Here is a 25,231-nt window from a genome sequence, read left to right as displayed (position 1 = left end):
GGAAAATCCAGCCCGTCCGGCGATTGAGGACCGGGGTCCGGGGCGGAGCCCCGGTTACGGGAAGGGGCGGGGTGGGGGAAAAGCCCCCGTTACGCCGTCACGGGCGACGACGACCCCGCCGGGGACGGCGAGCCGCTCGCGGGCGGGCCACTGGCCGTGTTCGACGTGGTGTTCGTGGGCGCCGTCGTCGGCGGATCCGTCGGAGTGTCGGACGGGGGCGTCGTCGGAGCCGTGGGCGTATCCGTCGGCGCGTGCGTCGGCTCGTGCGTCGGCTCGTCCGTGGTCGGCGGCGACGACGGCGCCGACGGGCTCTGCGGCTGCGTCGGCCCACCACTCGTGGACGGATCCACCGGCCCGGTCGACCCGCTCGGCGCCCCGCTGCTCGTCGGCACCGAGGACGGCGACGACAGCGGCACGTTGCTCAGCCCCGGCTGGGGCGCGCCCTGGCTGGGGGCGTCCGACGGCTCATCAGCCGTCAGGTCCTTGTCGTCGTCCTGCTGCGAGGCCGTCTCACGCGGCTTGACCCGGTCGGGCGACTCCTTGTCGTCGCCGCCCATGGCACCGAGCGTCACCACCGTGCCGAGCACGGCGACCAGCAGCACCCCCGCCCCCGCGGCAGCGAGATTGCGCCGGGCGCCGGTCAGCCCGACCCCTCGCAGCCCCTTCAGACCCTTCAGGCCCTTCAGCCCCGGCAGGGCGCGCTTGGCGGGCGGAGTGGCATCGGCGGCGGCGGTCGCCACCGTCGCCAGCGTCGCCGTGGCGACGGCCGGGGGTATCTTCGCCGTCTCGCCCACCACCGGCGTGATGATCGTGGTCGCGCTCGCCCCCGGCACCGGAATCGGCGTCGTTTCCGGTTCCGGCTCCGGACGCGGCCGTACGACACCGGGCCCGAACGCGCCGGGCATCGCCGCGCCCGTACGGTCGCTCACCAGCGCCAGCGCCCTGCGCCCCGCGACCGTTCCGCGCTTGTCGGCGAGGGCGCCGCGCAGCCCGATGGACGCCTCCAGTTCGGCGCGGGCCCGGTCGAGGTTGCCGGTGCACAGGGCGAGGACGCCCAGCTCGTGGTGGAAGTACGCCTCGTCGGCGACCTGTCCGGCCAGCCTCGCCGCCTCCTGGCCGTGCCGCACGGCGCGCTCCCAGGCGCCCCAGTGCAGCGCCGCGGCGAAGGCGGGGGCGGCGGCCCGGGCCAGCTCGACGGCGGCGTCGGCGCGACCGGCTTCCCGGTCGGCGACCAGGGCGGCCATCGCGGCGAGTATCGCGTCCGCCTCGACGGCGACGCGCTCGGGGGCCACCGAGGGGTGACCGGCCCACCAGGTGTAGTGCCGAGCCACGGCGTGCGCCCGCCCGGCGGACTCGGCCGCGTCGCCCGCGTACCCCTCCGCCGCGAGCTGGGCCGCCGCCCCGGCCGCCAGCCGGTAGTGCGGGCCGACGGTGGTGACCAGGCCGTGGGCGAGCAGTTCGCCGAGGGCCGCGTCCGCGTGCGGGTCGTCGGTGAGGGCGGGCAGATGGGCCTGGTGCGGGCATTCGCCGCCGAGCGCGACCGCGAACCGCAGGGCGTCGCGGGCCGCTTCGCCCAGCCCCGGCCCCGCGGCGAGCAGCGCGGCCGGAGCCGCGGCGTCGGGTATCGAGGGCAGGGGCACCGCGTCACGCGGCTCGGCGTCACCCGGCTCGACGTCGCCCCGCTCGGCGTCCGCGTCGGCGGCCACCGCCTCGCGCTGCCGCAGCAGCGCACCCGCCTGGACGAACCGCAGCGGCAGCCCCTCCGATTCGAACCACAGGTCCGCCGCCCAGCTCGACTCGTCCTCCTCCAACGGGCGCCGCAGGGCCCGCTCCAGCAGTTCCAGACCGGCGGTCCGGCTCAGCCCGGGGAGGAAGACCTCTTCGAGGTGCGATTCGGCGGACGGGGCAGCGACATCCGGCGTGGCGGAGATCAGGAAGGCGCATTCGGGCGTCGCGTCGAGGAACTCGTCGAGCGCGGCACCGCCGAACTCGATGTCGTCGAGGACGACGACCGCGCCGATCTCCTGCACCGCCGCCAGCAGTTCCGCCCGTTCGGGCCGGTACAGCGGGGCGCGGTAGACGGCGGCGTACAGGTCGTACAGCAGGTCGGTGGGGGTGCGGCGGTAGCCGGAGAGCCGTACGACGCCGTCGGGCGCCAGGCGTTCGCAGTCCGCGGCGATGGCCTCCAGCAGCACGCTGCGCCCGGCGCCGGACGGCCCGGTGACCCGTACGGAGCGGCCGCGGGCCAGCAGCCGGGCCACCCGCTCGCGCTCCTCGTCCCGCTCCAGCATCGGCAGGTCGGGCACCACCGTGCCGGACGGCCGGGGCGCGGCCGCGGCCCGGCGCAGCTCGGCCCGCTGGTCGGGGGTGTGCCGCTCGGGCCGGGCCCGCCGGTCTCCGGGCGGGCAGGGCTCTATCTCGCTGCCGTCGACCGGGTTGACGGTCAGCAGATGGTCGCCGGCGACGATGCGTACGGTACGGACGGGCCCGGGCTCCGGGACGCCCTCCGCCGCGCCCGAGCCGCCCCGGGCGGGCGGAACCGCGGACGGGACCGCGGGCAGGGCCGCGGGCGCGTCCGCGTCCCGCGGCGGCTGCGGCCCGGCGGCGGCATCCGCGGAACGCGGGCTCGGGTCGTCGTGGCCCTGCTCGTGCGGTGCGCGGTTGTGCTGCTCCATGGCCCTGTGCCCCCCAGATGCGTGGCGCGCCCGTGTGTGCCGCCGTAGGGATGATGTCCGGCGAACGCCGGACAAGACCTCGTCACAGTATCCACCGGCCCCGGAACGGCCCGCGCCACCCCGGGGATTCGGGCCGCCCGAGGATCCGGGACCACCCGAGGATCCGGGACCACCCGGGGATCCGGGCCGCCCGGGATTCAGACGCGCGGCAAGGTCTCCGCCTCGAGCCCGCCCTCGATCGCCAGAATGCGGTGCAGCCGGGTGGCCACCAGCAGCCGCTGCATCTGCGGCGGCACCCCGCGCAGGACGAGCCGCCTGCCCGCGCGGCCCGCTCTCCGATGTGCCTCCATGATCACGCCGAGGCCGGTGGCGTCCCAGGAGTCCAGCTCGGTCAGGTCGAGTACGAGATCCCCTCCACCGGAATCAACGGCGGTGTGCAGGGCCGTACGGGCGTCCGCCGCGCTCCGGACGTCCAGACGGCCCCCGACGACCAGCTCGGCGTGGTCGCCCCTGATGTGCATATGCGCTCCCCTGGATGGTGCGTCGTCGTTTCGTCAATGCGCCATTTCTCTCTACAGAACTGACTGCCTCTCACCCGAGGAAGTTGCCGTCTGTAAGCGAACCGATACCGAATTCACCCGAGAGGGTGAGTTACGGGCCTGGCGCCGCACCAGAGCCCTCAGTAGCGGTAAAAGCCCCCACCGCTCTTGCGGCCGATGTCACCCGCGTCGACCATCCGGCGCATGATCTCCGGTGGCGCGAACTTCTCGTCCTGGGACTCGGTGTAAATGTTGTCGGTGGCGTGGAGCAGGATGTCCACGCCGGTGAGGTCGGCCGTCGCGAGGGGTCCCATCGCGTGGCCGAAGCCCAGCTTGCAGGCGATGTCGATGTCCTCGGCCGTGGCGACCCCGGACTCGTAGAGCTTGGCGGCCTCGACCACGAGTGCCGAGATCAGGCGCGTGGTGACGAAGCCCGCGACATCGCGATTGACGACAATACAGGTCTTGCCCACGCCCTCCGCGAACTCCCTTGCCGTGGCGAGCGTTTCGTCGCTCGTCTTGTAACCGCGCACCAGTTCGCACAGTTGCATCATCGGGACGGGCGAGAAGAAATGCGTGCCCACGACCCGCTCCGGGCGCTCCGTGACCGAGGCGATCTTGGTGATCGGAATGGCGGAGGTGTTGGACGCGAGAATGGTGTCGTCCTTGACCAGTCCGTCGAGGGTGCGGAAGATCTCCCGCTTGACGTCGATCCTCTCGAAGACGGCCTCCACCACGACATCCGCGTCGGCGGCGGCGTCGAGGTCGGTCGTGGTGGTGATGCGGGCCAGCGCCTGCTCGGCGTCCCCGGCGTCCAGCTTGCCCTTGGAGACGAACTTCTCGTACGAGGCGCGGATGCCGTCGGTGCCGCGCCGCAACGCCTCATCGGTCACATCGCGCAGCACGACGTCCCAGCCCGCCTGGGCGGAGACCTGCGCGATACCGGACCCCATGAGTCCGGCTCCGATGACCGCGAGCTTCTTGGCCACGACACACACCCCTTCGTCGACGTTCGGTGTGCGTGGACCTTAACGCCCGTTCACCCCTTGGGGCAGCCCCCAGTAAGGCGCGTCACGGTGTGTTCTTCGCCGCATAGTTGAGGACCGTGTCGCTGAGAAGCGACTCCATGACGTCCACTTTCCGCAGCGCGTCCTCGGCGACCTCGTCCACGCCACCGCCCTCCGTGAGAGCGCGCATGATGCAGCGCTGAACGGCGTTCTGAAGGCCGACCAGTTGGTGGGCGACGAACTCGGGGGTCGGGTCCTCAGGAGCCGCGGCCGCCTCCTCGCGCAGCGTGACACCGAGCTGGTTGACGGCCTTGCCCTGGATGGTGAACAGCCGGGCCATCAGGGCGGGCGACTCCGTCATGACCTGCCGGAACCGGTCGTAGCCCTCGGTCAGCCCGACGTAGGCGTGCCGCTCGCGGATGTCCCGGCGCAGCTGCTCCACGATCGCCCGCGCCGCCGACTGGCCGGTCGCGCGCTCCCGTACGAGCCGGGAGGGGCGGTCGACGATCTCCTCCTCGCGGTCGACGAAGAGGTCCTCCTTGGCCGGGAAGTAGTTGTAGACCGTGTTCACGGAGACCTCGGCCGCCTCGGCGATCTCCGCGATCGTGACCGCCTCGAAGCCGCGCTCCATGAACAGCCCGGTCGCGACATCCGAGATGTGCTGCCTGGTCTGCCGCTTCTTCCGCTCCCTGAGCCCTTCCGCCATGCCCCCATCCTAGCTTCGCTGGGTCTGCTACATCTTTGGGGTCATTGCAAAATTTAAGTGACCCTGCTTTTCTTGGGCCATGCCAGTCATCACCACGAGCGGGCTCGCCCGCACCTTCCGGACCAAGCGCGGCCCCGTGGAGGCCGTCCGCGGCATCGACCTGACCGTGGAGGCCGGGGAGATCCTGGGGTTCCTCGGCCCCAACGGCGCGGGCAAGACCACCACGCTCCGCATGCTCACCACGCTGCTCCCGCCCACCGGCGGCACCGCCACGGTCGCCGGTCACGACCTCGCCACCGACCCGGCCGGGGTGCGCCGCCGCATCGGGTACGTCGCCCAGTCCGGCGGGGTCGACCTCACCGTCTCCGTACGGGAGGAACTCGTCACCCAGGGGCGCCTCTACCGGCTCCCCAAGGCCGAAGCCCTGGCCCGCGCCGACGAACTGGCCCACGACCTGGGCCTGACCGACCTGCTCGACCGCCCCTGCGCCGCGCTCTCCGGCGGGCAGCGGCGGCGGCTGGACATCGCGCTGGGCCTGGTCCACCGGCCCGGGATCCTGTTCCTGGACGAGCCGACGACGGGGCTGGACCCGGCCGCCCGCGCCGACCTGTGGGACCTGATCCGCCGCCTGCGCGCCGAGCACGGCACGACCGTCTTCCTGACCACCCACTACCTCGACGAGGCGGACGCCCTCGCCGACCGGCTCGTCATCGTCGACCAGGGCCGGGTGGCCGCCGAGGGCACGGCGAAGCGGCTCAAGACCGAGTACGGCGGCTCGCCGGACGCCACGCTCCAGGACACCTTCATCGCCATCACCGGGCGGCGCACCGCGCCGAACGACCCCGCCCCGCTCGCCCTCTGACCCCGGAAGAAGCCCTCATGTCTCACGTCGTCTCCGACACGGCCCTGATCTTCCGCCGTCACCTCCGCCAGACCCTGCGCTCCAAGCCCGCCATGGTCTTCGGCCTCGTCCAGCCGCTGCTGTTCCTGGTCTTCTTCGGCCCGCTGCTCACCGGCATACCGCTGGGCGGCGAGGGCGACTCCTGGCAGACCATCGTCCCCGGCATCCTCATCCAGCTCGGCATGTTCAGCGCCTCGTTCGCCGGGATCGGCATCATCTTCGAAAAGCGCATGGGCGTCATCGAGCGGATGCGGGTCACCCCGGTCAGCCGACTGGCCCTGCTCATGGGCCGGGTGCTCAAGGACGTCGTGCAGCTCCTGTTCCAGTCGGTGGTGGTCGTGCTCGTCGCCGTCGCCATGGGGCTGCGCGCGCCCGTGCCGGGCATCCTGATCGGCTTCGCGTTCGTCGCCGCGCTGACCATCTCGCTGGCCTCGCTCTCGTACGCACTGGCCATGCGCGTGGAGTCGCCGCAGGGCTTCGCCCCCGTCATCAACTCCGTCACCATGCCCGCGATGCTGCTCTCCGGCATCCTGCTGCCGATGTCGCTCGGCCCGCGCTGGCTCGACATCACCTCGCACTTCGTGCCGTTCCGCTACCTCGTGGACGGCGTACGGGCCGCCTTCGCCGGGGACTACGGGGACGGCAAGATCGGCCTCGCCTGCCTGGTCGCCACCGGGCTCGCCGCCGTCGCCCTCACCCTCGGAACCCGGCTCTTCCGGCAGGCCGGGGCGTAGCGGCTGCGCGTAGGCTCGGACTCATGGTCAATCTCACCCGCATCTACACGCGCACCGGGGACAAGGGCACCACCTCCCTCGGCGACATGAGCCGCACCGACAAGACCGACCTGCGGATCGCCGCGTACGCCGACGCGAACGAGGCGAACGCCGCGATCGGGGTGGCCATCGCACTGGGCTCGCTGCCTGCCGAGATCGCCGACGTCCTGGTCCGGGTCCAGAACGACCTGTTCGACGTGGGCGCCGACCTGTCCACCCCGGTGGTCGAGAACCCCGAGCATCCGCCGCTGCGGGTCGAGCAGACCTACATCGACAAGCTGGAGGCGGACTGCGACCGCTTCCTGGAGGACCTGGAGAAGCTGCGCAGCTTCATCCTCCCCGGCGGTACGCCCGGCGCGGCCCTGCTGCACCAGGCGTGCACGGTCGTACGGCGCGCGGAGCGCGCCACGTGGGCGGCCTTCGCCGTCCACGGCGACACGATGAACCCTCTCACCGCCACCTACCTCAACCGCCTCTCGGACCTCCTCTTCATCCTGGCCCGCGCGGCCAACAAGGAGGTGGGCGACGTCCTCTGGGTCCCCGGCGAAAACCGCTAGAACCGCTGGCGCGGGGCCTCCCCCACCCCGCCCCTTCCCGAAACCGGGGGCAAGCCCCCGGACCCCGGCCGTTTGAGGCCCCGCCGGAGACACGTGAGGTCCAGCGCGACTCCTACGAGCCCGGGAGTGCCCGGCACACAGCCCCATTGGAGGGGCGCGCGACCCCAGCCGGGGGGCGGGGGGCGCAACCCCGGCGGGCCCCGGGAACGCAACCCCGGCCGTGCCCCGGCGAGGGCGGAGGCACAGCCCCGGTGGGAGCCCAGAGGCCCAGCCCCAACGAAGCCCCGCCGAAGACGAAGGCACAACCCCAGCCCGGGCGCGAGGGCACAACCCCCGCGGGCCCCGGGGCGCAGCCCACAGCCGAGGGCCAAGAGCGCAGCCCCGGCGGGCCCGGGGCGGAGCCCCAACGGGGTCGGAGGCGCAGCCTCCAACCGGGGCCCGGGCAACCTAGAGCGAGGCCCCAGGTGCGCAACCCAACCAGCGCCGAGCGGCGCACCCCCAGCGAGGGCCCAACCCCGAGCAGGGCCAGGGGCGCAGCCCCAGCCGGGGTCCAGGGGCGGAGCACCCGGGTTCGGGAAGGGGCGGGGTGGGGGCTACCTCGCGTTCGACCTCGCGGGTTCCTGCTTCGGCCAGAGGGTGTAGCACAGGGCGATGATCACGTTGATGCCGATCACGAACAGCATCTTCGTCTGCCACTCGCGCAGCGAGCCGATGTCGCCGTCGTCGCCGACGTACCAGACCGCGCCCTGGAGCAGCGCCATCGCGATGAGCGCCGCCAGGATCCAGCGGGCGGCGGTCTTCCATTCGTGGGCCGCCCGCGCCATGCCGTACTTCGGCGGCTTCACCGGCGGCGGGCCGTCGAAGAAGCGGTGGGCCACCCGGGCGTCGACCCACTTGATCGTCTGGTGGCCCAGGGCGACCGAGAAGCCGATGTAGGCCGCGGCGATCCCGTGCCGCATGTCCGGTTCGGCGCCGTTCTTGAGGTCGATCGCGGTCGCCACGAACAGCACCAGCTCCAGCATCGGTTCACACAGCAGCACGGCCACACTCGCGCGCGGCATCTTGGCCACGTACCGCAGCGCCAGCCCCACGGCCAGCAGCACCCAGAAGCCGACCTCACAGGCGATGATCAGCGCGACAATCACGGTTTCGCTCCTCTCGTTTTCTCCTCTCTCACCGTTCCGTGCGATCCGGGCGTCCGCCTCGTCGCGGGCGACGAGACGCGGCTGCATCCTTCGATGTACGCCGCGCGCCCGCAGGACCGACCCGGAGGGGAGGACCGCGCCCCGCGCCGCGTGCTGTGATGGAGCCATGCCTTCCCGCCCGCACCGCGACGACATGCTGATCGGCCTCGCCGGGGTGCTCGGCGGGCTGCTGCTGTGGACGCTGGGGCTGCACAACAATCCGCCGTTCTTCGGTACGCCCCAGTGGCTGGGGCTGGTCGCCCTGGTCGTCATCTCGGGGGCGGAGCTGCTGCGGCGTACGGCGCCGGTCGCGGGGCTCGGCATCGGGACCGCCGCCGTGGCCGCGGACTTGTGCAGCGGTGGGCTCGCCGCGACGCTCCTGATGTACACGGACCTGATCTACGCGTGCGTCATGTACGGCACCCCCGCCACCGCCCGCCGCGTACCGCGCCTGTGCCTGCTGGTCACGGCGCTGGCGACGGCGGTGCCGCTGGCGGTCGTCCAGGAGCCCGAGACGCTGCTGATCGGCATGCTCGTCGCGGTGTTCACCATCAGCCCGGCATGGACCGGGGTGCTGGTCCGTGGCCACCGGGAGGAGGCCGAGGCCGCCCGTCTGGAGGCCGAACGCGTCGCGCTGCTCGTGGAGTTGGACCGCCGGGAGGCGGTCACCGCGGAGCGTTCCCGAATGGCCCGCGAGCTGCACGACATGGTGGCCAACCACCTCTCCGCCATCGCCATCCACTCCACCGCCGCCCAGTCCCTCAAGGACCCGGCCGCCACGGAGGAGGCACTCGGCGTCATCCGGGAGAACAGCGTGCGCGGGCTCGCCGAGATGCGGCGGCTGATCGGTCTGCTGCGCGACGCGCGCGACGGCGAGGAGCAGACGGCGCCCGCACCCACCCTCGACGCCCTGGACGCCCTGCTGGAGCAGGCCAGGACGGCCAGCACCCCCGGCGGCCAGGACTTCGTCCTGTACGACGAGCGCCCGGCGGGCTCCGCCGCGCTGCCCGCCCCGGTCGAGCTCGCCGCGTACCGCATCGTCCAGGAGTCCCTGACCAACGCCCTCAAGCACGCCGGGCCGGGCAAGGTGGACGTGACGCTGGCGCATCCCGGCGGCGGTACGGACGGTGCGCTGGAGGTCAGCGTGGTCAGCCCGTACGGCGAGCGCCCCGCGCCGCGGGCGCCCGGCTCCGGCACCGGGCTGATCGGGATGCGGGAACGCGTCACACTGCTCGGCGGCACCCTCGACGCGGGCCCCGCCCCCGGCCCCTCCGGCACGGTGTGGCGGGTCCGGGCCGCCCTGCCGCTGGGGGACGAGCCATGACGACCACCCACGACAGCGCAGGAGCCGCGGTGAATCAGCTACACCCCACGCCGGAGACGACGCCGGGACCCATCCGGGTGCTCGTCGCCGAGGACCAGGCCGCGGTGCGCTCCGGGCTCGTGCTCATCCTGCGGTCGGCGCCCGGCATCGAGGTGGTCGGCGAGGCCACCGACGGCGAACAGGCCGTGGCGCGGGCCCGGGAGCTGCGGCCCGACGTGGTGCTGATGGACGTCCAGATGCCCCGGCTCGACGGGGTCTCCGCGACCCGGCAGGTGGTCGCCGAGGGGCTGGCCGATGTCCTGGTGCTGACCACGTTCGACCTGGACGAGTACGTCTTCGGGGCGCTGCGCGCCGGGGCGGCCGGGTTTCTGCTCAAGGACAGCGACGCGGCGCGGCTGGTCGAGGCGGTCCGTACGGTCGCGGACGGCGAGGGGCTGATCGCGCCCGCGGTGACCCGTCGGCTGATCGCGGAGTTCGCCAAGGGGGCAAGGGGAACGGCGGCCGATCCCTCGGTGCTCGCCGCGCTCACCCCGCGCGAGCGCGAGGTGCTGGGCGCGCTGGGCCGGGGGATGTCGAACGCGCAGATCGCGGGCCATCTCACCATGGCGGAGGCGACGGTGAAGACCCACGTCAGCCGGTTGCTCGCCAAGCTGGAGCTGCGCAGCCGGGTCCAGGCGGCCGTCCTGGCCCAGGAGTTGGGGGTGTGAGACGGGGCGCTACGCGACGTTGACGCGCTGGCCGGGCGGGGCGGCCTCCAGCCAGGCCAGGAAGCCGGTCAGGGCGTCCTCGCTCATCGCCAGCTCCAGCCGCGTACCGGTGTGCCGACAGGCCAGGATCACCGCGTCGGAGAGCAGGGCCAGCTCTTCCTCGCCCTTGGGGGTACGCCGCTCCAGCACCTCGATCGAGGCGCGCTCAAGCGTCCGCCGAGGGCGGTACGCGTACGAGAAGACCCGGAACCATTCGATCCGGTCACCGTTGTAGCGGGCGATGCCGTACACCCACCCCTTGCCGCTGGGCTCCGCCTCGGATCCGGGCGCGCCCCAGCGCATCGAACAGTCGAAGGTGCCGCCGGACCGCTGGATCAGCCGCCGCCGCAGCCCGAAGACGAAGAGTCCCGCCACCACCAGCGCGACGACCACGCCGCTCACAAGCAGAGCGAGGACCATCTTCACCGACCTCCTCGCCTCATCCGGAAAAACCGCACCTGCATCGCCTCAGCCGCGGACCGCTGAAGAGGAACTCCAGCGAGGTCCGCGGCTGAGGCTTTCCGACCGTACGTGACAGGCTCAGTGCACTCCCGCCACCGCACGCAGCCGGACGTCGGCGCGCCGCTCGGCGGCGGCGTCCGCCGCCGACTTGGCGCGCTCCAGCGCCCGCTCCGCGCGCTTGACATCGATCTCGTCGGACAACTCCGCGACCTCGGCCAGCAGCGAGAGCTTGTCGTCGGAGAAGGAGATGAACCCGCCGTGCACCGCGGCGAGGACCGTTCCGCCGTCACTCGTACGGATGGTCACCGGGCCGGACTCCAGCACACCGAGCAGCGGCTGGTGGCCGGGCATGACGCCGATGTCACCCGATGTGGTGCGCGCGATGACCAAGGTGGCCGTGCCGGACCAGACACTACGGTCCGCCGCGACCATCTCGACGTGCAGCTCAGCAGCCAACGTGGCTCCTCGGGTCTGAATCCTGCCGGGGACGACAGGGCTTTCGTCAAAGAATAACGGGCGTGCGGAGAGGGGCGGGACCGGGCCCACCCCTCTCCTCAGACTACGGGGCTCAGGAGACGCCCAGCTCCTTGGCCTTGGCCTTCAGGTCGTCCAGGCCACCGCACATGAAGAACGCCTGCTCGGGGAAGTGGTCGTACTCGCCGTCGGCGATCGCGTTGAACGCGGCGATCGACTCGTCCAGCGGCACGTCCGATCCGTCGAGACCGGTGAACTGCTTCGCCGCGTGGGTGTTCTGCGACAGGAAGCGCTCGATGCGGCGGGCGCGGAAGACGGTGAGCTTGTCCTCTTCGCCCAGCTCGTCGATGCCCAGGATGTTGATGATGTCCTGGAGGTCCTTGTACTTCTGCAGGATCGACTTCACGCGCGAGGCGCAGTCGTAGTGGTCCTGCGAGATGTAGCGCGGGTCCAGGATCCGGGACGTCGAGTCCAGCGGGTCCACCGCCGGGTAGATGCCCTTCTCCGAGATCGGCCGGGAGAGCACCGTGGTCGCGTCGAGGTGCGCGAAGGTGGTCGCCGGGGCCGGGTCGGTGAGGTCGTCCGCGGGGACGTAGATCGCCTGCATCGAGGTGATCGAGTGACCACGGGTCGAGGTGATGCGCTCCTGGAGGATGCCCATCTCGTCGGCCAGGTTCGGCTGGTAGCCCACCGCGGAGGGCATGCGGCCGAGCAGGGTCGAGACCTCGGAACCGGCCTGGGTGAAGCGGAAGATGTTGTCGATGAAGAACAGCACGTCCTGCTTCTGCACATCGCGGAAGTACTCCGCCATGGTCAGACCGGCCAGGGCGACGCGCAGACGGGTGCCCGGGGGCTCGTCCATCTGACCGAAGACCAGCGCGGTCTGCGGGAGCACGCCGGACTCGGCCATCTCCTCGATGAGGTCGTTGCCCTCACGGGTGCGCTCGCCGACACCGGCGAACACGGAAACGCCCTCGTGCAGCTTGGCCACACGCATGATCATTTCCTGGATGAGGACGGTCTTGCCGACGCCCGCGCCGCCGAACAGGCCGATCTTGCCGCCCTTGACGTACGGGGTCAGCAGGTCGACGACCTTCAGGCCGGTCTCGAACATCTCGGTCTTGGACTCGAGCTGGTCGAAGGCCGGGGCCTTGCGGTGGATCGCCCAGCGCTCGGTGACCTCGGACTCGGCCTCCGGCTCGTTGAGGATCTGCCCGAGGGTGTTGAACACCCGACCCTTGGTGACGTCGCCGACCGGCACGGTGATGCCGCTGCCGGTGTCGGTCACCGGGGCCTGGCGGACCAGGCCGTCGGTGGGCTGCATGGAGATGGAGCGCACCAGGCCCTCGCCGAGGTGCTGCGCGACCTCGAGCGTCAGGGTCTTCTTCGCCCCGTCCTGGGCCGGGTCGGCGATCTCGACGGTCAGTGCGTTGTAGATCTCCGGCATCGCGTCGACGGGGAACTCCACGTCGACGACCGGGCCGATGACCCGCGCGACGCGGCCCGTCGCCGTGGCCGTCTCAACAGTGGTGGTCATATTGTCAGTCACTCCCCGCAGAGGCGTCGGCCAGAGCGCTCGCGCCACCGACGATCTCGCTGATTTCCTGGGTGATGTCGGCCTGGCGGGCCGCGTTGGCAAGCCGCGTGAGCGACTTGATGAGCTCGTCGGCATTGTCGGTCGCCGACTTCATCGCCCGCCGGGTGGCCGCGTGCTTGGAGGCGGCGGCCTGCAGCAGAGCGTTGTAGATCCGAGCCTCGACGTACCGCGGCAGCAGGGCGTCCAAGACGTCCTCGGCCGACGGCTCGAACTCGAAGAGCGGGAGGATCTCGCCCTTCTTCTGCTGCTCCTCCGCCTTCTCCTCGAGGCTGAGCGGCAGCAGCCGGTCCTGGACCGGGGTCTGCGTCAGCATCGAGACGAACTCGGTGGACACGATGTGCAGCTCGTCCACGCCGCCGTCGGCCGTCTCCTGGAGCACGGCCTCGATCAGCGGTCCGGCGATCTTCTTGGCGTCGGCGTAGGTCGGGTTGTCGGTGAAGCCCGTCCACGACTCCGTGACCTTGCGCTCACGGAAGGTGTAGTAGGCGACGCCCTTGCGGCCGACGATGTAGGTGTCGACCTCCTTGCCCTCACCGGTGAGCCGCTCGGTGAGCTGCTCGGCCGACTTGATGACGTTGGAGGAGTAGCCGCCCGCGAGCCCGCGGTCGCTCGTGATGAGCAGCACCGCGGCGCGGGTCGGGCTCTGGGACTCCGTGGTCAGCGCGTGCTTGGTGGTGGAGCCCTTGGCCACGGCGCCGACCGCGCGGGTCAGCTCGGTGGCGTACGGGGTCGACGCCGCCACCTGCCGCTGCGCCTTGACGACGCGCGAGGCGGCGATCATCTCCATCGCCTTGGTGATCTTCTTGGTCGCGGAGACGGACTTGATCCGCCTCTTGTAGACCTTGACCTGGGCACCCATACTCAGCCCTCGCCCAGCAGCTTGCCGTCCGAGGTCTCGAACTGCTTCTTGAAACCGTCGACGGCCTCGCCGAGCGCCTCGATCGTGTCGGCGGACATCTTGCCGCCCTCGACGATGCTGGTCAGCAGACCCTTGTGCTCGCGGTGCAGGTAGTCCAGCAGCTCACGCTCGAAGCGGCGGACGTCCTCGACGGGCACGTCGTCCATCTTGCCGTTGGTGCCGGACCAGACGGAGACGATCTCGTCCTCGGTGGAGAACGGGGCGTACTGGCCCTGCTTCAGCAGCTCGACCATGCGCGCACCGCGCTCCAGCGACGCCTTCGAGGCCGCGTCCAGGTCGGAACCGAAGGCGGCGAACGCCTCCAGCTCGCGGTACTGGGCGAGGTCCACGCGGAGTCGGCCGGAGACCTGGCGCATCGCCTTGTGCTGCGCGGAGCCACCGACTCGGGAGACCGAGATACCGACGTTCAGGGCCGGGCGCTGACCGGCGTTGAACAGGTCGGACTCCAGGAAGCACTGACCGTCGGTGATGGAGATGACGTTGGTCGGAATGAACGCCGACACGTCGTTCGCCTTGGTCTCGACGATCGGCAGACCGGTCATCGAGCCGGAGCCCATCTCGTCGGAGAGCTTGGCGCAGCGCTCCAGCAGCCGGGAGTGCAGGTAGAAGACGTCACCCGGGTAGGCCTCACGGCCCGGCGGGCGGCGCAGCAGCAGCGACACGGCGCGGTACGCGTCGGCCTGCTTGGACAGGTCGTCGAAGACGATCAGGACGTGCTTGCCCTGGTACATCCAGTGCTGGCCGATGGCCGAGCCGGTGTAGGGGGCCAGGTACTTGAAGCCCGCCGGGTCGGACGCCGGGGCGGCGACGATCGTCGTGTACTCCAGGGCGCCGGCCTCTTCCAGCGCGCCGCGCACGGACGCGATGGTGGAGCCCTTCTGGCCGACGGCGACGTAGATGCAGCGGACCTGCTTCTTCGGGTCACCGGAGCGCCAGTTGTCACGCTGGTTGATGATCGTGTCGACGCAGAGCGCGGTCTTGCCGGTCTGCCGGTCGCCGATGACCAGCTGACGCTGGCCGCGGCCGATCGGGGTCATGGCGTCGACGGCCTTGTAGCCGGTCTCCATCGGCTCGTGAACCGACTTGCGGTCCATGACCGTGGGGGCCTGCAGTTCGAGGGCGCGGCGGCCCTCGGTCTCGATCTCGCCGAGGCCGTCGATCGGGTTGCCCAGCGGGTCGACGACGCGGCCGAGGTAGCCCTCGCCGACAGCTACCGAGAGGACCTCGCCGGTGCGGTGCACCTGCTGGCCCTCCTCGATGCCGCTGAACTCGCCGAGGACAACGGCACCGATCTCGCGCTCCTCGAGGTTGAGGGCGAGGCCGAGGGTGCCGTCCTCGAACTTCAGCAGTTCGTTCGCCATGGCCGAGGGAAGACCCTCGACCCTCGCGATGCCGTCGCCGGCAACGCTGACCGTACCGACCTCCTCGCGCGAGGCCGCGTCCGGCTTGTACGCCTGGACAAAGTTCTCCAGCGCGTCCCGGATCTCCTCCGGCCGGATCGTGAGCTCCGCCATCTGGGTTCCCTGCTCTCCTTGTTGGGCCCGAAGTAAGTGACTACGGCCCAACTCGGGCCGCTTACATGCTTGTTGAGTTGGTGGCTGGGTCAGCCGGCCATCCGTCGGCTCGCCTCGCCGAGGCGGTCCGCGATGGTCCCGTTGATGACCTCGTCGCCGATGCGCACCTCGACCCCGCCGAGGACCTCCGGGTCCACATCAAGGTTGAGGTGCACCTTGTGTCCGTACAGCTTCGCCAGGGCGGCGCCGAGGCGCTCCTTCTGCTGGTCGCCGAGCGGCACCGCCGAGGTGACGATCGCGACCATCCGGTCCCGGCGCGCCGCGGCGAGCCTGGACAGCTCGTCGAGACCCGCCTCCAGGCTACGTCCGCGCGGCTGGGTCACAAGACGCACGACAAGCCGCTCGGTGACCCGGTCGGCCCGGCCGCCCAGCAGCTCGCCGACCAGCCCGGCCTTGGCCGTACCGGTCGCGCGCCGGTCGGCCAGCGCCGACCGCAGCTCGGACGAGGAGGAGACGATCCGGCCGAACCGGAACAGCTCGTCCTCCACGTTGTCCAGCGTGCCGGCCCGCTGGGCCGCCACCAGGTCGGCGCTGCTCGCCAGCTCCTCGACCGCGTCCGCGAGGTCGCGCGAGCGCGACCAGCGGGAGCGGACCATGCCGGAGACCAGGTCGATGACCTCGCCGCCGACCTGCCCGCTCAGCAGGCGCTGGGCCAGTTCGGCCTTGGCCTCGCCGGACTGCGCCGGGTCGGTGAGGACCCGGCGCAGCGAGACCTCACGGTCGAGCAGCGCGGTGACGGCGGCCAGCTCGTCGGCGGCAACGCCCGCGTCGACGGACGTGTTGTCCGTCAGCGCGTCGAAGCGCTCGCGCGCGGCTGCCAGAGCCTCCCTGCTCGCTCCGTTCATCGTCCGGCCTCGGCCTTCGAGTCGTCGGCCGCCTTGGCCTCGAGGTCGTCGAGGAAGCGGTCGATGGTGCGGCTCTGCCGGGCGACGTCCTCGAGGGACTCGCCGACGATCTTCCCGGCCAGGTCGGTGGCGAGCTTGCCCACGTCCTGGCGCAGGGCCGTACCGGCCTGCTTGCGCTCTGCCTCGATCTGGGCGTGCCCGGCCGCGACGATCTCGTCGCGCTGCCGCTGACCCTCCGCGCGCATCTCAGCGATGAGCGCGGCACCCTGCTCCTGCGCCTCCTGGCGCAGGCGGGCGGCCTCGTGACGGGCGTCGGCGAGCTGGGCGCGGTAGTCCTCGAGGACCTGCTGGGCCTCGGCCTGAGTTGCCTCGGCCTTCTCCATTCCGCCCTCGATCGCCTCGCGACGCTCGTCCAGAACACGGTTGATGTTCGGGAGGAGCTTCTTGGCGAAGAAGATGAAAACGATGGCGAAGGCGATCAGGCCGATGACAAGCTCTGGGATCGGCGGGATGAGCGGGTTCTGCTGCTCCTCCGCCAGGTGTACCAGGGCGTTCACATCATTGCCTTTCGTCGGATACGGCTGGGCTTACGCCGCGTCGTCAGCTGGACGGGTAGACGAACGGCATAACCAGACCGATCAGGGCCAGCGCCTCACAGAGCACGAAGCCGAGGATCTGGTTGGCACGGATCAGACCGGCGGCCTCGGGCTGGCGGGCCATGGCCTGGGTGCCGTTACCGAAGATGATGCCGACGCCGACACCGGGGCCGATCGCGGCGAGACCGTAGCCGATCGAGCCGAGGTTGCCCTTGAGCTGGACAGCGGCGAGGGACGTCTCGAGAGCGGACATGCCGTTTCTTCCTTCTCTTTCACGGACCGGTGGGGGTTGGCCACCGGACGCCCTTTAGGACGGGAGCTGACTGGGTGCTCAGTGATGCTCGGCGAGAGCGCCCTGGATGTAGTTACAGGCCAGCAGGACGAAGACGTACGCCTGAAGGGCCTGAATGAAAAGCTCGAAGGCGGTCAGCAGGATGGTCATCGCGAACGAGATGCTCGCGTAGGCGATCCCGATGCCGTTCAGCAGGTACCAGCTGGCGATCGTGAAGATCAGCAGCAGGACGTGTCCGGCGAACATGTTGGCGAAGAGCCGGACGGCGTGGGTGAAGGGCCGGATGATCAGGTTGGAGAGCAGCTCCAGCGCCATGACCACCGGCAGAACCCCGCCGAGCGACTTGTCGTAGCCGGAGATGTTCTTCCAGCCACCGACGAAGCCGTGCTTCTTGAAGGTGAGGCTGACCCAGAGGATGTAGACGATCGCCGCGAGTCCCGCCGGGAAGGCGATGACCGACGTCACCGGGAACTGGGCCAGCGGAATCACGGACCAGAGGTTCATGATCCAGATGAAGAAGAACAGGGAAACCATGAGGGGGACGTACTTGTCGCCCTCCTTCTTCCCCAGGGCCTCGTAGACGACGCCGCGGCGTACGAAGTCGTAGCCCGCCTCGCCGACCATCTGGAGCTTGCCGGGGACGACCTTGGCCTTCCCGAAGGCGGCCCAGAAGAACGCCACGACGACGATGGTCCCCAGGAAGGCCAGCAGCATCGGCTTGTTGAGCTCGAAGCCGCCGATCGTCGCGATCGGCTCGAACGTGAACGAGTGAAGCCCTGGGGCCGGGAAGCCGCACCCGTCGAAGATGTGGCAATCGGTCTCGAAGGCGAGCGTCTGGTCAGGACTCACCGCGAGCTCCTTCAGCGTGGCGCATGGGTACGGCAACCTCGTTGTGTCGGCGCGGGGCATTGCCGCGGAACGGCACTGGACGTCTTGCGAATGTGGGGGCGGCTTGTCGGCGCAAGCCAGCGGTCATGGTGGGCAGCAGCTGCATGGGCGGCCGATTCCGTCCCGTGGATTCCGGGGGTTCAGCCACCTGCGCCCGCTGTGCCTCAGATGGCACCGGACGATAGCAGGTGAGCGTGTGTGCTCTTATACCGGCCCTACAGATCACGACGGGTGCCCGGCAGGGGAGGCATTCTTCTCCCCCGCGGGCTTCCGTTCGTCCTCGGCTTCCGGCTGCACGTAAAGAATCTTGGCCTTCATGTGTGCGCGGGTCTGCGCGGCAACCCACGTCAGCGTCGCGGCGAGCAGCGCGGCCGCGAAGGCCCTGGTGTTGAACAGGGTGGTGTCCTTGAAGACGGCGAGCGCGACCGCGATCAGCAGGAACTGCACCGCGAAGAGCGCGAGCCCCATCATCTGGAAGAGATGCGGCATGTACTTCGCCGTCCGCTGCAGCACGATCAGGTCGACTGTCATGACCGCAACCACAAGGACCGTGCCGAAGACGGCTCCCAACACACCCTTGCCACCGGCGAGCACACCACTGAGCACGGCTGCGACAACGCCGACCACAGCGGTGGGCACGGCGCAACTGAGCAGCGTTCTGGCGTCGTTGGACTGCATGAAGGGTTTCTCCGGCAAGAGTCGGAAGCAACGATTCGTCGTGGACGAGCGTATCCCCGGGGACAGAGGGAACCTCGCGACGAAGAGCCGTCGCACTGCGGCCCCTCGGCTCTAAGCACCGGGTTTAGTGAACGGTATCACAAACTATTTGATGAGGTCTTTACCCGTCCAGTGTGCTGCACGTCACACGAGTGGGTTACAGCGAGTGTAGGGATTTGACGCGCTGCGTCGCCGCTACTGCGGAGTTCCGATCCTCCTGCGGTGGGTGAAACGGGACCGGTCGCCGATGGCGGTGGCGCCGTTGAGTCCGGCCGGAACCGGCTCGGGCTCGGCCACCTCCGGCTGCTCGGGCCGCCCGGTCGCGTCCGGCTGCTCGGACTGCTCCGGCGAAACCACCTGCGCGACCTCGGCGGACGGGACCGGCTCGGCCGCCGCGGGCTGCGCGGTCGCGGCCCGGCGCCGGTAGCGGGGCGGTACGAACGCCTCCGCCCACCGCGGTACGCGCGGAGTGAACCGCGGCAGCAGCAACAGCACCAGCCCCACCGCGCTCAGCACGACGATCGCGAGCACGAACCACACACCCGCCGAGTTCACCGAGTACGCGACCGCGCCGAAGGCGATCAGCGCCGACCAGAAGTACATGATCAGCACGGCCCGGCTGTGCGAGTGGCCGATCTCCAGCAGCCGGTGGTGCAGATGGCCGCGGTCCGCCGCGAACGGCGACTGGCCCCGCCAGGTGCGCCGGACGATGGCGAGCACCAGGTCCGCGAAGGGCACCGCGATGACGGTGAGCGGCAGCAGCAGCGGAATGTAGACCGGCACGGTGGCGTGCACCGCGGCCGTCTCGGATCCGGCGAACAGCTTCATCGCGTCCGGGTCCACCTGGCCCGTGATCGAGATCGCCCCCGCCGCGAGCACCAGCCCGATGAGCATCGAGCCCGAATCGCCCATGAAGATCCGCGCGGGATGGGCGTTGTGCGGCAGGAAGCCCAGGCACATGCCCATGAGGACGGCGGCGAACAGGGTCGCGGGGGCGGCGGCCTCCAGCCCGTAGCCGAACCAGATGCGGTACGCGTACATGAAGAACGCGGCGGCGGCGATGCACACCATGCCGGACGCCAAACCATCAAGCCCGTCAACGAAGTTGACGGCGTTGATGGTGATGACGACCAGAGCCACCGTCAGCAGCGTGCCCTGCCAGGGCGTCAGGGAGACCGGGCCCACACCGGGCACCGGGAGCCACAGGATGGTCAGACCCTGGAGCACCATCACACCGGCGGCGATCATCTGGCCGCCCAGCTTGATCAGCGCGTCCACGCCCCACTTGTCGTCCAGCACCCCGAGCAGCCAGATGAGCCCGGCGCCGGAGAGCAGCGCGCGCGGCTCGTTGGACGTCTCGAAGACGTCCTTGAGGTTGGTGAGGTGAGCGGCCACCAGCAACCCCGCGCAGAGCCCGCCGAACATGGCGATGCCTCCGAGCCGCGGAGTGGGCTCACGGTGCACATCGCGCGCGCGGATCTCCGGCATCGCACCAGCGGCGATGGCGAATTTCCGCACCGGCCCGGTGAGCAGATACGTCACCGCGGCCACGATGCACAGAGTCAGCAGGTATTCACGCACCTATTCCCCAGACGTCGCGAGGCAGATCAGGGCCACACCCTAGGAGACCTCACCCTAGCCTGCTCCGGTTCCCGGTGTGCCCGGGACCGGCAGCGGCACAGGTGCTGCGATACGCGCACCGTGGGCACCCTCACACTAGCCCGAAGGGCCGAACTTGATCACAGCGGATGCCGCACACGCTCACGGTGGATACGGCGGAAAAGCGGCGGCCAGTTCGCCGACCTCCGCGCGCACCCCGCGCGTCCGGGGCGCCTCCTCGTCCTCGCGCAGGGCAATCATCAGCAGCGCGCCGATCCGCTCCATCTCCGCCTCCCCCATGCCCTGCGTCGTCACCGCCGCGCTGCCCAGCCGCAGCCCCCTGACGCAGCCGCCGGGTTCGGTGGCGGAGGCCAGCGCGCAGGTGTCCAGGATGATCCCGGCGGCCGCGCAACGGGCCTTCGCCGTACGGCCGTCCAGCCCCAGCGGGGACACGTCGACGGTGATCATATGGGTGTCGGTGCCTCCGGTGGCCACCGTCAGCCCCGCCGCCGCCAGCCCGTCCGCGAGGGTGCGCGCGTTGGCGACGACCTGCCGGGCGTACGCGGCGAACGCGGGCGTGGCGGCCTCGCCGAACGCCACCGCCTTGGCCGCCACGGTGTGCATCTGGGCGCCGCCCTGAGTGAAGGGGAACACGGCGCGGTCGACCCGCTCGGCCAGCTCCGCGCCGCACAGCAGCATTCCGCCGCGCGGCCCGCGCAGCACCTTGTGTGTGGTGGCGCACACCACATCCGCGTACGGCACCGGGCTCGGCGCCGCCTTCCCCGCCACCAGGCCGATGGGGTGCGCGGCGTCGGCGACGAGGTACGCGTCCACCTCGTCGGCGACCTCGCGGAAGGCGGCGTAGTCCAGATGCCGGGGGTACGAGATCGAGCCGCACACGATCGCCTTCGGACGGTGGGCGAGCGCCAGCTCGCGCAGCCGGTCGTAGTCGATCAGCCCGGTGGCCGGGTCGACGCCGTAGCCGATGAAGCGGAACCAGCGGCCGGAGAAGTTCGCCGGGGAGCCATGGGTGAGGTGGCCGCCGTGCGGCAGCGCCATCGCCAGCACGGTGTCGCCGGGCCGCAGCAGCGCCGCGTACGCGGCGAGCACCGCGGAGGAGCCCGAATGCGGCTGCACATTGGCGTGGCTCGCGCCGAACAGCGCCGTCGCCCGGCTCTGGGCCACCCGCTCGGCGACGTCCACCAGCTCGCAGCCGCCGTGGTGGCGGGCCCCGGGGTAGCCCTCGGCGTACTTGTTGGCCAGCGGCGAGGCCAGGGCGGCCAGTACGGCCCGCGAGGTGTGGTTCTCCGCGGCGATCAGCTGCAGACTGCCCCGGACGCGCTCCGACTCGCTCATGATGATCCCGGCCAGCTCGGGGTCCTGCCGGGCCAGCTCGCCGAAGTCGGGCCCCCACGGAACCGCGCTGACGGCCATCGCGTGCTCACATTCGTCGGGCGTCACCCCCAATGTAGGCCCGCGACCGAAGCGGCGCGCGCCGCGGCCGGGGCCACGGGGGCGGCGACGGGGCCTACGCGGGGGCCGGGACTCCCGTGAGCGCGGTGACGACCGGGTCCAGCGCCTGGTTGATCTCGTCGCCGATGGAGCGGAAGAAGGTGATGGGCGCCCCGTAGGGGTCGTGCACCTCGTCCGCCTCCTCGGTCGGCGCGAGCAGCCAGCCGCGCAGCGCGGCCGCGGCCTGAACCAGGGAGCGGGCGCGCTCGACCACGCCGCCCGCCTCCTCCGGATCGGGCAGCGTCGCGGGGTCTATGGCCCGTACCAGCCGGGTGAACTCCTTGAGCGTGAAGGTGCGCAGGCCCGCCGAGTGGCCCATCGAGATGACCTGGGCCCGGTGGTCCCGGGTCGCGGTCAGCACGAGGTCGGCGCGGATGACGTGCTCGTCCAGCAGCTCCCGGCCGAGGAAGCCGTCCGGGTCGGCGCCGAAGTCGGTCAGGACGGTGGCGGCGTGCGCCTCCATCGGCGCGCCCTCGTGGCCCCAGGTGCCCGCGCTCTCCACGATCAGCCCGCTGGTGCGGGCGGTGCCGAGCCGGTGGGTGAGGGCATGCCGGGTCAGCCGCTCGGTGATCGGCGAGCGGCAGACGTTGCCGGTGCTGACGTGGAGGATGCGGAACGAGGTCTCGGCGTGCTTCGCACGGTGTTCCGCTATGCCACGGCCCGTCTCAGGGGCTGTCAATTCGCCACCTCGAGGTCGGGTACGACCTCACGGAGCTGCTCGGCGGAGAGCGCGCCCGCACGCAGCAGCACCGGGACCTTGCCGGTGACGTCGACGATGGAGGAGGGCACCGCGGCGGGGGTGGGGCCGCCGTCGAGGTAGACCGAGACGGAGTCCCCCAGCATGTCCTGGGCGGCGTCGCAGTCCTGCGGGGACGGGTGTCCCGTGAGGTTGGCGCTGGAGACCGCCATCGGGCCGAAGTCGGTCAGCAGCTCGATCGCGACCGGGTGCAGCGGCATCCGTACCGCGACGGTGCCCCGGGTCTCGCCCAGGTCCCAGGTCAGCGACGGCTGGTGCCGGGCGACGAGGGTGAGGGCGCCGGGCCAGAAGGCGTCGACCAGCTCCCAGGCCATCTCGGAGAAGTCGGTGACCAGGCCGTGGAGGGTGTTCGGGGAACCGACCAGGACGGGGGTCGGCATGTTGCGGCCCCGGCCCTTGGCCTCCAGCAGATCGCCGACCGCCTCCGCGCTGAAGGCGTCCGCACCGATCCCGTAGACGGTGTCGGTGGGCAGCACGACCAGTTCGCCGCGGCGGACGGCGGACGCGGCCTCGCGCAGGCCGGTCTTGCGGTCGGTCGCGTCCCCGCAGTCGTATCGCCGTGCCATTTAACGGTCCTCCTCGTACGTGGCCAGTGTGTGGTGCGGTGCCGCGGTCACGGCATGGCCTTCCGCGCGGTGGCGAATCGGGGCCGTTTGTTCAGGTCGGGGTGGTCGGCGGCGTCCGCCCAGCCACGCTCCTCCGTGAAGATCCACGGCACCTGGCCGCCCTGGGTGTCTGCGTGTTCGATGACGACGACGCCGCCCGGCCGCAGCAGCCGGTGGGCCGTGCGCTCCAGGCCGCGGATCACATCGAGGCCGTCCTCACCGGAGAAGAGCGCGAGCTGGGGGTCGTGGTCGCGCGCCTCCGGCGCCACGTACTCCCACTCGGTCAGCGGGATGTACGGGGGGTTGCTGATGACGAGGTCCACCTGCCCGTCCAGCTCGGGCAGGGCCGTCAACGCGTCTCCTCGCTGGAGAACGACGCGGGACCCCTCGACGTTCTTGCGGGCCCACAGGAGAGCACCCTCGTCCAGCTCCACGGCGTGCACCCGGGAGCGGGGCACCTCCTGCGCGAGGGCCAGCGCGATGGCGCCGGAGCCGGTACACAGGTCCACGATGAGGGGTTCGACGACGTCCATGGCCCGGACCGCGTCTATGGCCCAGCCGACGACCGACTCGGTCTCCGGCCGGGGGACGAAGACGCCGGGGCCCACCTGGAGTTCCAGGTAGCGGAAGAAGGCGCGGCCGGTGATGTGCTGCAGGGGTTCGCGGGCCTCGCGACGGGCCACCGCCTCCCAGTAGCGGGCGTCGAAGTCGGCGTCGAGCACGCCGTGCAGCTCCCCCCGCTTGACGCCGTGCACGAAGGCGGCCAGCTCCTCCGCGTCGAAGCGCGGGGAGGGCACGCCCGCGTCGGCCAGCCGCTGGGTGGCCTGGGCCACCTCGGCGAGCAGCACATTCACTGAATTCCTCCAGCCGGTCCGTAGTTGCGAAGAGGAAGGTCCTACTGCGCGGCCGCGAGCTTCGCCGCCGCGTCGGCGTCGACACACGCCTGGATGACGGGCGCCAGCTCCCCGTCGAGCACCTGATCCAGGTTGTACGCCTTGAAACCGACCCGGTGGTCCGAAATACGGTTTTCCGGGAAGTTGTACGTACGGATGCGCTCGGAGCGGTCGACGGTGCGGACCTGGCTGCGGCGGGCGTCCGACGCCTCCCGCTCGGCCTCCTCCTGGGCGGCGGCCAGCAGCCGCGAGCGCAGGATGCGCAGCGCCTGCTCCTTGTTCTGGAGCTGGCTCTTCTCGTTCTGACAGGAGACGACGATGCCGGTGGGCAGGTGGGTGATGCGCACCGCGGAGTCGGTGGTGTTCACCGACTGGCCGCCGGGGCCCGAGGAGCGGTAGACGTCGATCCGCAGGTCGTTGGGGCCGATCTCGACCTCGACCTCCTCGGCCTCGGGCGTGACCAGCACACCGGCCGCGGAGGTGTGGATACGGCCCTGGGACTCGGTGGCGGGCACCCGCTGCACGCGGTGCACCCCGCCCTCGTACTTCAGCCGGGCCCACACGCCCTGGCCGGGCTCGATGGTGCCCTTGGCCTTCACGGCCACCTGGACGTCCTTGTAGCCGCCGAGGTCGGACTCGTTGGCGTCGATGATCTCGGTCTTCCAGCCGATCCGCTCGGCGTACCGCAGATACATCCGCAGCAGGTCACCGGCGAACAGCGCGGACTCCTCGCCGCCCTCGCCCGCCTTGACCTCGAGGATGACGTCCTTGTCGTCGCTGGGGTCGCGCGGAACCAGCAGCAGCCGCAGCCGGTCGGTCAGCTCCGCGCGGCGCACCTCCAGCTCCTTGACCTCGTCGGCGAAGTCGGGGTCGTCCTGGGCCAGCTCCTGGGCCGTCTCGATGTCGTCCCCGGTCTGCTTCCAGCCGCGGTAGGTGCCGATGATCGGGGTCAGCTCGGCGTAGCGCTTGTTCAGCCGCTTCGCCTCGCGCTGGTCGGCGTGGACCGCGGGGTCGGCGAGCCGCTTTTCGAGGTCGGCGTGTTCGCCGATCAGTTCCTCGACCGCCTCGAACATGAGGGCTCCCTGGGTG

The 25,231-nt window shown here is 71.0% G+C and carries 26 protein-coding genes; 5 read left to right on the top strand and 21 right to left on the bottom strand.

Translation table 11 applies throughout. The features are described 5' to 3' along the window. Positions 1-89: 89 nt before the first annotated feature. The 4 genes from ACZ59A_RS12515 to ACZ59A_RS12500 all read right to left on the bottom strand — a co-directional run bounded on the left by ACZ59A_RS12515 (position 90) and on the right by ACZ59A_RS12500 (position 4,927). Entirely contained in the window at positions 90-2,675 is a 2,586-nt protein-coding gene (locus tag ACZ59A_RS12515; RefSeq protein ID WP_470957084.1) for an ATP-binding protein, read from the bottom strand. A gap of 197 nt (positions 2,676-2,872) precedes the next feature. Continuing rightward, positions 2,873-3,196 (bottom strand): STAS domain-containing protein, encoded by a 324-nt coding sequence (locus tag ACZ59A_RS12510; RefSeq protein WP_468052055.1) that lies wholly within the window; start codon positions 3,194-3,196, stop codon positions 2,873-2,875. A gap of 158 nt (positions 3,197-3,354) precedes the next feature. Beyond that, positions 3,355-4,203: a 3-hydroxyacyl-CoA dehydrogenase family protein gene (locus ACZ59A_RS12505; protein ID WP_468052053.1), complete on the bottom strand. Its 849-nt coding sequence runs from the start codon at positions 4,201-4,203 to the stop codon at positions 3,355-3,357. An 82-nt stretch (positions 4,204-4,285) separates the two neighbouring features. After that, positions 4,286-4,927, bottom strand: coding sequence for a TetR/AcrR family transcriptional regulator (locus ACZ59A_RS12500; RefSeq protein ID WP_470957082.1), 642 nt, complete (start codon positions 4,925-4,927; stop codon positions 4,286-4,288). Between the two features lie 79 nt (positions 4,928-5,006). Between ACZ59A_RS12500 and ACZ59A_RS12495 the strand changes: the two genes are divergently transcribed. Genes ACZ59A_RS12495 through ACZ59A_RS12485 form a run of 3 tightly spaced genes read left to right on the top strand, consistent with a single transcriptional unit; the run spans position 5,007 to position 7,158 of the window. After that, entirely contained in the window at positions 5,007-5,789 is a 783-nt protein-coding gene (locus ACZ59A_RS12495) for an ABC transporter ATP-binding protein (protein ID WP_470957079.1), read from the top strand. 17 nt (positions 5,790-5,806) lie between these two features. Further along, entirely contained in the window at positions 5,807-6,562 is a 756-nt protein-coding gene (locus ACZ59A_RS12490; RefSeq protein WP_470957076.1) for an ABC transporter permease, read from the top strand. Positions 6,563-6,585: 23 nt separating this feature from the next. Next, positions 6,586-7,158, top strand: a complete 573-nt coding sequence (locus ACZ59A_RS12485; protein ID WP_470957075.1) for a cob(I)yrinic acid a,c-diamide adenosyltransferase — start codon at positions 6,586-6,588, stop codon at positions 7,156-7,158. A 593-nt stretch (positions 7,159-7,751) separates the two neighbouring features. On the opposite strand, the gene ACZ59A_RS12480 is transcribed toward ACZ59A_RS12485, so the two are convergent. Further along, positions 7,752-8,303, bottom strand: a complete 552-nt coding sequence (locus ACZ59A_RS12480) for a hypothetical protein (protein WP_470957072.1) — start codon at positions 8,301-8,303, stop codon at positions 7,752-7,754. Positions 8,304-8,469: 166 nt separating this feature from the next. Here ACZ59A_RS12480 and ACZ59A_RS12475 point away from each other — a divergent pair, with 166 nt between their 5' ends. Together ACZ59A_RS12475 and ACZ59A_RS12470 are read left to right on the top strand one after the other, a co-directional pair. Further along, positions 8,470-9,666, top strand: a complete 1,197-nt coding sequence (locus tag ACZ59A_RS12475; protein WP_470957069.1) for a sensor histidine kinase — start codon at positions 8,470-8,472, stop codon at positions 9,664-9,666. Between the two features lie 29 nt (positions 9,667-9,695). Further along, positions 9,696-10,373: a response regulator gene (locus ACZ59A_RS12470; protein ID WP_470957066.1), complete on the top strand. Its 678-nt coding sequence runs from the start codon at positions 9,696-9,698 to the stop codon at positions 10,371-10,373. A gap of 9 nt (positions 10,374-10,382) precedes the next feature. On the opposite strand, the gene ACZ59A_RS12465 is transcribed toward ACZ59A_RS12470, so the two are convergent. The 16 genes from ACZ59A_RS12465 to prfA form a co-directional block, all read right to left on the bottom strand. Further along, positions 10,383-10,832, bottom strand: coding sequence for a DUF2550 domain-containing protein (locus tag ACZ59A_RS12465; RefSeq protein WP_470957064.1), 450 nt, complete (start codon positions 10,830-10,832; stop codon positions 10,383-10,385). Positions 10,833-10,952: 120 nt separating this feature from the next. After that, positions 10,953-11,330: a F0F1 ATP synthase subunit epsilon gene (locus ACZ59A_RS12460; RefSeq protein ID WP_470957061.1), complete on the bottom strand. Its 378-nt coding sequence runs from the start codon at positions 11,328-11,330 to the stop codon at positions 10,953-10,955. A gap of 112 nt (positions 11,331-11,442) precedes the next feature. Further along, positions 11,443-12,885, bottom strand: coding sequence for a F0F1 ATP synthase subunit beta (gene atpD / locus ACZ59A_RS12455; protein WP_470957058.1), 1,443 nt, complete (start codon positions 12,883-12,885; stop codon positions 11,443-11,445). A 4-nt stretch (positions 12,886-12,889) separates the two neighbouring features. Next, positions 12,890-13,804, bottom strand: coding sequence for a F0F1 ATP synthase subunit gamma (locus tag ACZ59A_RS12450; protein ID WP_470957055.1), 915 nt, complete (start codon positions 13,802-13,804; stop codon positions 12,890-12,892). A gap of 2 nt (positions 13,805-13,806) precedes the next feature. After that, positions 13,807-15,378, bottom strand: coding sequence for a F0F1 ATP synthase subunit alpha (atpA, locus tag ACZ59A_RS12445; RefSeq protein ID WP_470957052.1), 1,572 nt, complete (start codon positions 15,376-15,378; stop codon positions 13,807-13,809). Positions 15,379-15,467: 89 nt separating this feature from the next. Then, on the bottom strand, positions 15,468-16,283 hold the full coding sequence (locus ACZ59A_RS12440; protein WP_470957050.1) for a F0F1 ATP synthase subunit delta: 816 nt from the start codon (positions 16,281-16,283) through the stop codon (positions 15,468-15,470). Continuing rightward, a complete protein-coding gene (locus ACZ59A_RS12435; protein ID WP_468052028.1) occupies positions 16,280-16,840 on the bottom strand; it encodes a F0F1 ATP synthase subunit B in 561 nt (186 codons plus the stop codon). Before ACZ59A_RS12435 ends, ACZ59A_RS12440 begins: the two co-directional genes overlap by 4 nt. A gap of 43 nt (positions 16,841-16,883) precedes the next feature. Next, complete coding sequence (atpE, locus tag ACZ59A_RS12430) at positions 16,884-17,132, bottom strand: ATP synthase F0 subunit C (RefSeq protein WP_358623954.1); 249 nt, start codon at positions 17,130-17,132, stop codon at positions 16,884-16,886. 78 nt (positions 17,133-17,210) lie between these two features. Beyond that, on the bottom strand, positions 17,211-18,020 hold the full coding sequence (gene atpB, locus ACZ59A_RS12425) for a F0F1 ATP synthase subunit A (protein WP_468052026.1): 810 nt from the start codon (positions 18,018-18,020) through the stop codon (positions 17,211-17,213). 261 nt (positions 18,021-18,281) lie between these two features. Further along, a complete protein-coding gene (locus tag ACZ59A_RS12420; protein ID WP_470957046.1) occupies positions 18,282-18,737 on the bottom strand; it encodes a hypothetical protein in 456 nt (151 codons plus the stop codon). Between the two features lie 234 nt (positions 18,738-18,971). Further along, positions 18,972-20,357, bottom strand: a complete 1,386-nt coding sequence (locus tag ACZ59A_RS12415; protein ID WP_470957045.1) for an MraY family glycosyltransferase — start codon at positions 20,355-20,357, stop codon at positions 18,972-18,974. A 180-nt stretch (positions 20,358-20,537) separates the two neighbouring features. Beyond that, the gene (locus ACZ59A_RS12410) at positions 20,538-21,809 is read right to left on the bottom strand and encodes a serine hydroxymethyltransferase (RefSeq protein ID WP_470957042.1); all 1,272 of its coding nucleotides are present in this window, start codon (positions 21,807-21,809) and stop codon (positions 20,538-20,540) included. Between the two features lie 94 nt (positions 21,810-21,903). After that, positions 21,904-22,566, bottom strand: coding sequence for an arsenate reductase/protein-tyrosine-phosphatase family protein (locus ACZ59A_RS12405; protein ID WP_468052021.1), 663 nt, complete (start codon positions 22,564-22,566; stop codon positions 21,904-21,906). Beyond that, complete coding sequence (locus tag ACZ59A_RS12400; protein WP_470957038.1) at positions 22,563-23,210, bottom strand: L-threonylcarbamoyladenylate synthase; 648 nt, start codon at positions 23,208-23,210, stop codon at positions 22,563-22,565. Before ACZ59A_RS12400 ends, ACZ59A_RS12405 begins: the two co-directional genes overlap by 4 nt. 47 nt (positions 23,211-23,257) lie before the next feature. Continuing rightward, entirely contained in the window at positions 23,258-24,103 is an 846-nt protein-coding gene (prmC, locus tag ACZ59A_RS12395; RefSeq protein ID WP_470957036.1) for a peptide chain release factor N(5)-glutamine methyltransferase, read from the bottom strand. 41 nt (positions 24,104-24,144) lie between these two features. Further along, complete coding sequence (gene prfA, locus ACZ59A_RS12390) at positions 24,145-25,215, bottom strand: peptide chain release factor 1 (protein ID WP_470957034.1); 1,071 nt, start codon at positions 25,213-25,215, stop codon at positions 24,145-24,147. Between the last annotated feature and the right edge of the window lie 16 nt (positions 25,216-25,231).

The sequence above is a fragment of the Streptomyces sp. NPDC040405 genome, from assembly GCF_055595765.1.
This window is presented reverse-complemented; position numbering and strand designations above follow the sequence as displayed.